This is a genomic window from Microcoleus sp. AT3-A2 (assembly GCF_036705685.1).
Taxonomy (GTDB): domain Bacteria; phylum Cyanobacteriota; class Cyanobacteriia; order Cyanobacteriales; family Microcoleaceae; genus Microcoleus.
In genome coordinates this window covers 104,246-110,556 of record NZ_JAUBVF010000015.1, presented here as the reverse complement: position 1 = coordinate 110,556, position 6,311 = coordinate 104,246, and the positions used below count along the sequence as shown (strand labels likewise).

Here is a 6,311-nt window from a genome sequence, read left to right as displayed (position 1 = left end):
TAGCATTTTATCCTGTTTATAGCAAGACCAGAGTGAAAATAAGTTAGGAGTTGGGATTCAATCAACTCTCAGCAAAACTTTTCATTATATCATAAAATTATTTTGCAAGAGGTCTATTCTCAATAGCAACTACAAGATGCAGAGCCTCTGTAAAAAACTAGGATTTGAACTCCAACTAGACCGAGGCGAAGGAATGTTAAAAGCTGTTTTTGTTTGCTAATAGCAAGTTTGGTTAAATAATATCAATTCCGGCTGCGCCGCAATGATATCAAATCCGCGTTTCATCGTCTTGATAAAGTCGAATCAAGCTGCCAACAAATAAGCGCGCCCTTTTCAGTTTTTTGACTCACAGTCAACAGTCAACAGTCAACAGTCAACAATCATTCCGGCGCAACCGGAATCGATATAATTCTCATTCATCACAACTAAAGTCCTGACTACAAACTTTATAGGTTTGCAGTCAGGACTTTAGTCCTCAAACTAAGATGCTACTAAGCCGCAGCCAAATTTGCTGCTGCGAAATCCCAGTTAGCCAAATTATCCAAGAAATTAGTAATGTAGTCGGGACGGCGGTTTTGGAAATCCAAATAATAAGCGTGTTCCCACACATCCAAAGTCAGCAACGGAGTTTGGCCGTGTGCTACCGGGGTGTCAGCGTTAGCAGTTTTGGTGACTTTCAAAGTGCCGTTGTCCAAAACCAGCCAAGCCCAGCCGCTACCGAACTGAGTTGTCGCAGCAGTCTTGAATTCTTCTTTGAATTTGTCGAAGCTGCCGAAGTCAGCGTTGATTTTGTCAGCTAAAGCTCCTGTCGGAGTGCCGCCGCCGCCCGGTTTGAGGGAATTCCAGAAAAAATTGTGGTTCCAAACTTGACCTGCATTGTTGAAAATGCCGGCTTTGGAGGGGTCTTTAGCAGATGCCTTGACAATTTCTTCAAGGGATTTGCTCGCCATTTCCGTTCCTTCAATCAGTTTGTTGAGATTGGTCACGTAAGCAGCGTGGTGCTTGTCGTGGTGGAACGAAAAAGTGTTGGCTGACATATGAGCTGGTTCTAGGGCGTCAGCGGCGAAGGGTAATGGTGCAAGTTCAAATGCCATGGTGTTCAATCCTCTCTGGATTACTTTGGGTTTTTCGGTTGACTTGGTGGCTTTTGTATGATTAAAGCCGAGAGTCACTAGCTTGAGTTTATCAAGCTGTGGTAAATAATTCTTTACAATTTTCCTATTTTATAGCAGTTGCAGCATTTCAGCATTCAGAGTTCTATTTTTTAGATATCAAAGCTACTTATTGCCGGCTTCATGTAGCATAAACTATCACTAAATGTCAAGCCACCTGGGAGGCAAATCAAAGGGTGTGTGAAATTGTCAACCGATCGAAATTTTATGAGATTGATAAAGAGATTAAACCTGTAAATTGTCAAAGATTAACCTAAGTTCAATTAAGCTGTAAGAAAGTCAAACAAGTTGCAGGATATGTCAATAGAAAAGCGTTTAAACAACTCGTCTAGTCACCATCCTCAATGGTTGAATTTGCAATTAATTGTCACCGCTCTGGAAACAGTCCAAGACTTAATTGTAATTTCTCTATGTATTGGTTTGTTTTGTTTCATGGTGCTAGAACTGCGAGAAATGTTCTTCTCGCTGCTACCTCCTTTGAATTTCCAGGAAGTCACGGCAGATATTTTATTTCTATTAGTTTTAGTGGAATTATTTCGCTTGCTAATTATTTACTTACAAGAAAAAAGAGTTTCGATCGGCGTAGCTGTGGAAGTTTGTATTGTATCAGTTTTGCGAGAAGTGATAGTGCGGGGAGTGCTGGAAACTCCCTCGGTTCAAATATTATCAACAGGCGTATTTTTGCTAGTTTTAGGAGTGTTGTTGGTAGTCCGAGTTTGGTTGCCGCCAACCTTCGAGGGAATTGACCCGGAACGCCGCCTTGCTAGCAGAAAGAGAAAATTTTCAGAGCCTGAATCTTCTTCCGATTCTGTTGCAATCAATAGCCAGTTTAATTCTCACTGAGTATGGTGGCACAGCCGATTTTAGATTTTAGATTTACAACGTTTGTAGTGAGGACTAAAATTCTCTGAAAATACAGAGGACTTTAGTCCTCACTACAAATACAAGCTTCATCAGCCATGCCCAATTATTAAAATCTAAAATCTAAAATGGTATTACCCGTTAGCCTGCAATTCCCCCAAACGAGCCAACACTTCTTTAGAATGAATCGCCGGATTAATCTTCACAAAAGTTTCCCGCAAAACGCCTTCAGGGTCAATAATAAAACTGTGCCGCGCCGAGATAAAACTCATCCAAGAACCGTAAGCTTTACTCACTTCACCATCCGTATCAGCTAACAGCGGAAACTTCAAACCTTCCGAATCGCAAAATTCCGCGTGGGAGTTGACATCATCAGCGCTAATGCCAATAATTTGAGTATTCTTTGCCAAGTATTTCGGCAAGTCTTCCTGAAATCTCCGTGCTTCGATCGTACATCCCGATGTAAAGTCTTTCGGATAGAAATAGACTACCAACCACTTACCGCGAAAATCGGACAGGGACACTTGTCCGTCACCGCTGTTTGTCGGCAAACTAAAATCCGGTGCGGCTTCATTCAGCGTCGGAAGCTTGCCACCGAGGGCCAATGCAGGTGCGGCAAAATTGAAACTTAGAACAACTAGACAAATTGCCAATAAAGTGCTAAAAAACTTGCGACGGGACATCATAAATTTAGAAGTAGAACTGTACTTAAGACAAGTTTACAGTTTTCTGATTAAATGGGTAAGGGCAATTCGCGGATTGCTTCTAAAACCCAAAGATCACTCACTCAAATAGCAATTTACCCATGAGCGCTGCACTCCCGTTAACAGGCAAAGCTATAGTAGTCCAGGTAATTAACGGTCAACCCGTTATAATCGAAGTAGACGGCACTAATGCCCCGATTACTGGGGGAAATTTTGTTGACTTAGTTGAACGAGGCATTTACGATGGGGTAATGTTTCACCGAGTTGTGCGCCAGCCAGATCCTTTTGTGGTGCAAGGAGGCGATCCGCGCAGCAGAGATACTACAATTCCCGCCAGTCAATTGGGAACGGGTAGTTTTATTGACCCGGATACCAATCAGCCGCGTTTTATCCCTTTAGAAATTACGCCGCAAGGGGCCGCGCAACCTGTTTACAACCAAATTGTAACCCAGACGCCGCAGTTGCAGCACACTCGCGGGGCTGTGGCAATGGCTCGTTCTAATGCTTTGGATTCGGCTTCTTCGCAGTTTTATTTTGCTTTGGATGAGTTGCCATTTTTGGACGGTAGTTATGCTGTTTTTGGCAACGTTATTGCAGGTTTTGAAACGGTGAATGCGGTGCAGCAGGGCGATCGCATTTCGAGTGCAAAAGTCGTTGACGGCATCGTCCCCAGTCGTGTTTCTAGCATCATTACCGATGTTGATTTCCTCAACGATTCCATTAACCTTACCAATTTGGCAAATCTGCCTTTGCGAGCCCTCAGATTGGCCAACACCCCGAACAACTATCAAGTCACTCCCCAAGACTATGACCAAAATCCCGGCGGTGTAGTGGGAGGTAGCGCAAACGATCGCATCCTCGGTGAAGCCACGTATGGTGATGGAATTAACGGCAGCCAAGGCAACGATACCATCACTGGCGAAGAAGGCGACGACTTTTTGCGAGGTGGCAAAGGTAACGACTTAATTAGCGGCGGTGTTGACGACGATATTATCAACGGAAATCTCGGCGACGATAATCTCAATGGTGATGCTGGTAACGACTTTTTGCGAGGCGGCAGAGGAAACGATGTTTTAATCGGGGGCGATGGTAACGATATTTTACTTGGCGATATTGGCAGTGATACTCTCACCGGCGGTGGTGGTACTGATACGTTTGTTCTGGTTACGGGTGAAAATCTGGAGTTGAATGGGTCGAGCGATATAATTCTTGATTTTAGGCTGGAAGATGGCGATCGTATTGGCTTGACCAGCGGTTTATCCAACACCTCATTCACGCAATCAGGCAGCAACACACTCATTCAATTTGGAGGAGCTACTTTGGCTGTCGTTCAAAATGCCACCCCCGCAGCAGTTCAAAATGCTGCTTTTACAATTAACTTTTCTACTGCTGTCGTTGCCGATAACTTGCCTTCCAGAGACGCCGCCTTGAGTATTGGCTAACTCTAACAAGACTGAGGCAATAATTATAGGTGTAGGGTGCTCTTCGGTACACATTACCTGATTATCAATTGGCAATTGCCAATTGATAATTACCAAATTCAACTAACACCATAGCTTTGTAATTTGAGAAACTGCCTCTTGATAAGAATCCATTCTCTCCTGCTTCTTAAAAAGCTCGGCTGCCTTCTGAAAATCCTCAAATGCTCCCTGAACCTCTCTCAGTTTATATCTAGTTACTCCTCGGTTGAAGTAAGCCTTAGCAAAATCGCGATCGAGGCGAATTGCTGACTCAAAATCAGCTAGCGCTGCTAGGGAATTCTCCATTTGCAGGCGGATAGCACCTCGGTTAAAATAAGATTGAGCTACATTAGGGTTGAGCAGGAGTGCCGAGTTGTAATCTGCGATCGCCGCAGTATAATCTTTTAAACGAGTCAGCATAAACCCCCGATTGCTGTAATACTTGGCTCGGTAAGGATTGAGTTCGATGGCTGTAGTTAAATCTTCGATCGCCGATTGCTTGTAGCCTAATTTGTAGCGTGCCACACCGCGATCGTTGTAAGCTGACGCGAATTGCGGATTAATGTTAATTGTGGCATTAAAATTTTTAATAGCGCCGTGCAAGTCTTGTTGTTCGAGATTTTTTAAACCCTTAGTGTAAAACTTTTTGGTAATAACTTTTAAATTTGCTTCTTGTCGGGATTCAGCTTGCTCCCCCGAAAATACGCCAGCAATATTAGTGAATCCCAAAGATTCGATCGAATTGAAAATAGTTGTGACAACTAATTGGCTTGGGAGAAGGGGGATAGTAGGCATGGGAGGAGTGGTGTTCAACTGTATGCTCTTATTTTCCTCCATACTTCAGCTACTAACAGTGATATCCGTAGTCTCAGGAACGTGATAAGTTTGATGCGATTAGGTGATGCTGGGGCTTGAGTTGTGTGATGAAAGTTGGGCTTAGTTAGTGATGCCGATCGCAATTCAGAAAAAATGCGTCTACAACCCTTTAAAGATAAGGTTTTCAGGCGAGCTGGGCGGTTTCTTTCTTCCCATATTGAGCAGTTGCTACCCGGATTGTTTGCAGGTATGCCCCTGGGAGAGCGATCGCAACTGCCCACCACAAGTATCACTTTGTAGCGATATTGCACTGGCAAATCCCGATCGAACTTGCGGTTATCTTATACCAGGTTTTTAGGAAAAAAATTAGTTTGGCGGCGAGGTATTTGTGAATCAATCGGTTTGATAGCTCAAAGCGCGTCTAACATAACCAGAGTTAAGTTTGTGCCTGCACCCACCCTGATTAACATTTCACTACACTAATATTTTTGAGTAGTCTTGCTGAGGAAAGTTGGCGATTATTTGCTATGCTTTGATTAGACATCAATAATTTATGGCGCAAATAAGTGTCAATGAAAAGAGTTATGAGGTTGAAAACTTTATTCGCTGCTGTGTTGGCGATCGTCCTGTTCACTCTCTACTTAACTCCTCCTGTGATGGCCGCTAATGCGGAGGATTTGAGTCACCTATTAAAAGATAATTGGTGCGTCAGCTTTCTGTGGAAGCAATGCGATTTGAGCGCTGTCGATTTGCGGGGCGCTAATCTCCAAGAAGCCAATTTGTCCGGCGCTAATTTGTCCAATGCTAATTTGTCCGGTGCTAACTTAAAAAATGCGGATCTTTCTGATGCAGATCTCAGCGGCGCTAATTTAGCAAATGCTGATATTTTAGGTACGGATCTCAGTCGAGCCAATTTGACCGAAGCTAATTTCAACGGCACGAAGTTGTGGGATGCTAATCTGACTTTGGCAAATCTGAGCCGCGCCAATTTACAAGATGCTAATGTCTTAGATTCTCGACTTTGGGGAAGCAATCTCACCGAAGCTAATTTAGCTGATGCGACGCTGCACGGTGCTGACTTGCAATATGCTAATTTGGCAGACAGTAATTTGACAGGTGCTGACTTGCACAGCTTCTTTTTCCGAGGTTCCAAACAAATAACCAATTTGAGCAATGCTAATTTAGAAGGCGCTATTTTAACTGGCGCAAATCTCAGAGGTGCGGTGCTGGCAGGGGCAATAATGCCAGACGGCTCTATTAATGAAGAAATTGGCTTTAATTTAAAGTAAAGTTAAATT

The 6,311-nt window shown here is 43.5% G+C and carries 7 protein-coding genes; 4 read left to right on the top strand and 3 right to left on the bottom strand.

The genetic code is table 11. The features are described from left to right. Positions 1 to 491: 491 nt before the first annotated feature. Entirely contained in the window at positions 492 to 1,094 is a 603-nt protein-coding gene (locus QUB37_RS11890; protein WP_333162117.1) for a superoxide dismutase, read from the bottom strand. A 375-nt stretch (positions 1,095 to 1,469) separates the two neighbouring features. On the opposite strand from QUB37_RS11890, the gene QUB37_RS11885 reads away from it, so the two are divergent. Then, positions 1,470 to 2,015: a phosphate-starvation-inducible PsiE family protein gene (locus QUB37_RS11885; RefSeq protein ID WP_333162115.1), complete on the top strand. Its 546-nt coding sequence runs from the start codon at positions 1,470 to 1,472 to the stop codon at positions 2,013 to 2,015. A gap of 152 nt (positions 2,016 to 2,167) precedes the next feature. Here QUB37_RS11885 and QUB37_RS11880 read toward each other — a convergent pair whose 3' ends face one another. Continuing rightward, the gene (locus tag QUB37_RS11880) at positions 2,168 to 2,719 is read right to left on the bottom strand and encodes a peroxiredoxin (protein WP_333162113.1); all 552 of its coding nucleotides are present in this window, start codon (positions 2,717 to 2,719) and stop codon (positions 2,168 to 2,170) included. A gap of 119 nt (positions 2,720 to 2,838) precedes the next feature. Between QUB37_RS11880 and QUB37_RS11875 the strand changes: the two genes are divergently transcribed. Further along, entirely contained in the window at positions 2,839 to 4,179 is a 1,341-nt protein-coding gene (locus QUB37_RS11875; RefSeq protein WP_333162111.1) for a peptidylprolyl isomerase, read from the top strand. Between the two features lie 102 nt (positions 4,180 to 4,281). On the opposite strand, the gene QUB37_RS11870 is transcribed toward QUB37_RS11875, so the two are convergent. Further along, positions 4,282 to 5,034 (bottom strand): tetratricopeptide repeat protein, encoded by a 753-nt coding sequence (locus QUB37_RS11870; protein WP_333162109.1) that lies wholly within the window; start codon positions 5,032 to 5,034, stop codon positions 4,282 to 4,284. Positions 5,035 to 5,166: 132 nt separating this feature from the next. Between QUB37_RS11870 and QUB37_RS11865 the strand changes: the two genes are divergently transcribed. Together QUB37_RS11865 and QUB37_RS11860 are read left to right on the top strand one after the other, a co-directional pair. After that, entirely contained in the window at positions 5,167 to 5,313 is a 147-nt protein-coding gene (locus QUB37_RS11865) for a hypothetical protein (RefSeq protein WP_333162105.1), read from the top strand. Between the two features lie 284 nt (positions 5,314 to 5,597). Continuing rightward, a complete protein-coding gene (locus QUB37_RS11860; protein WP_445300022.1) occupies positions 5,598 to 6,302 on the top strand; it encodes a pentapeptide repeat-containing protein in 705 nt (234 codons plus the stop codon). Positions 6,303 to 6,311: the final 9 nt, after the last annotated feature.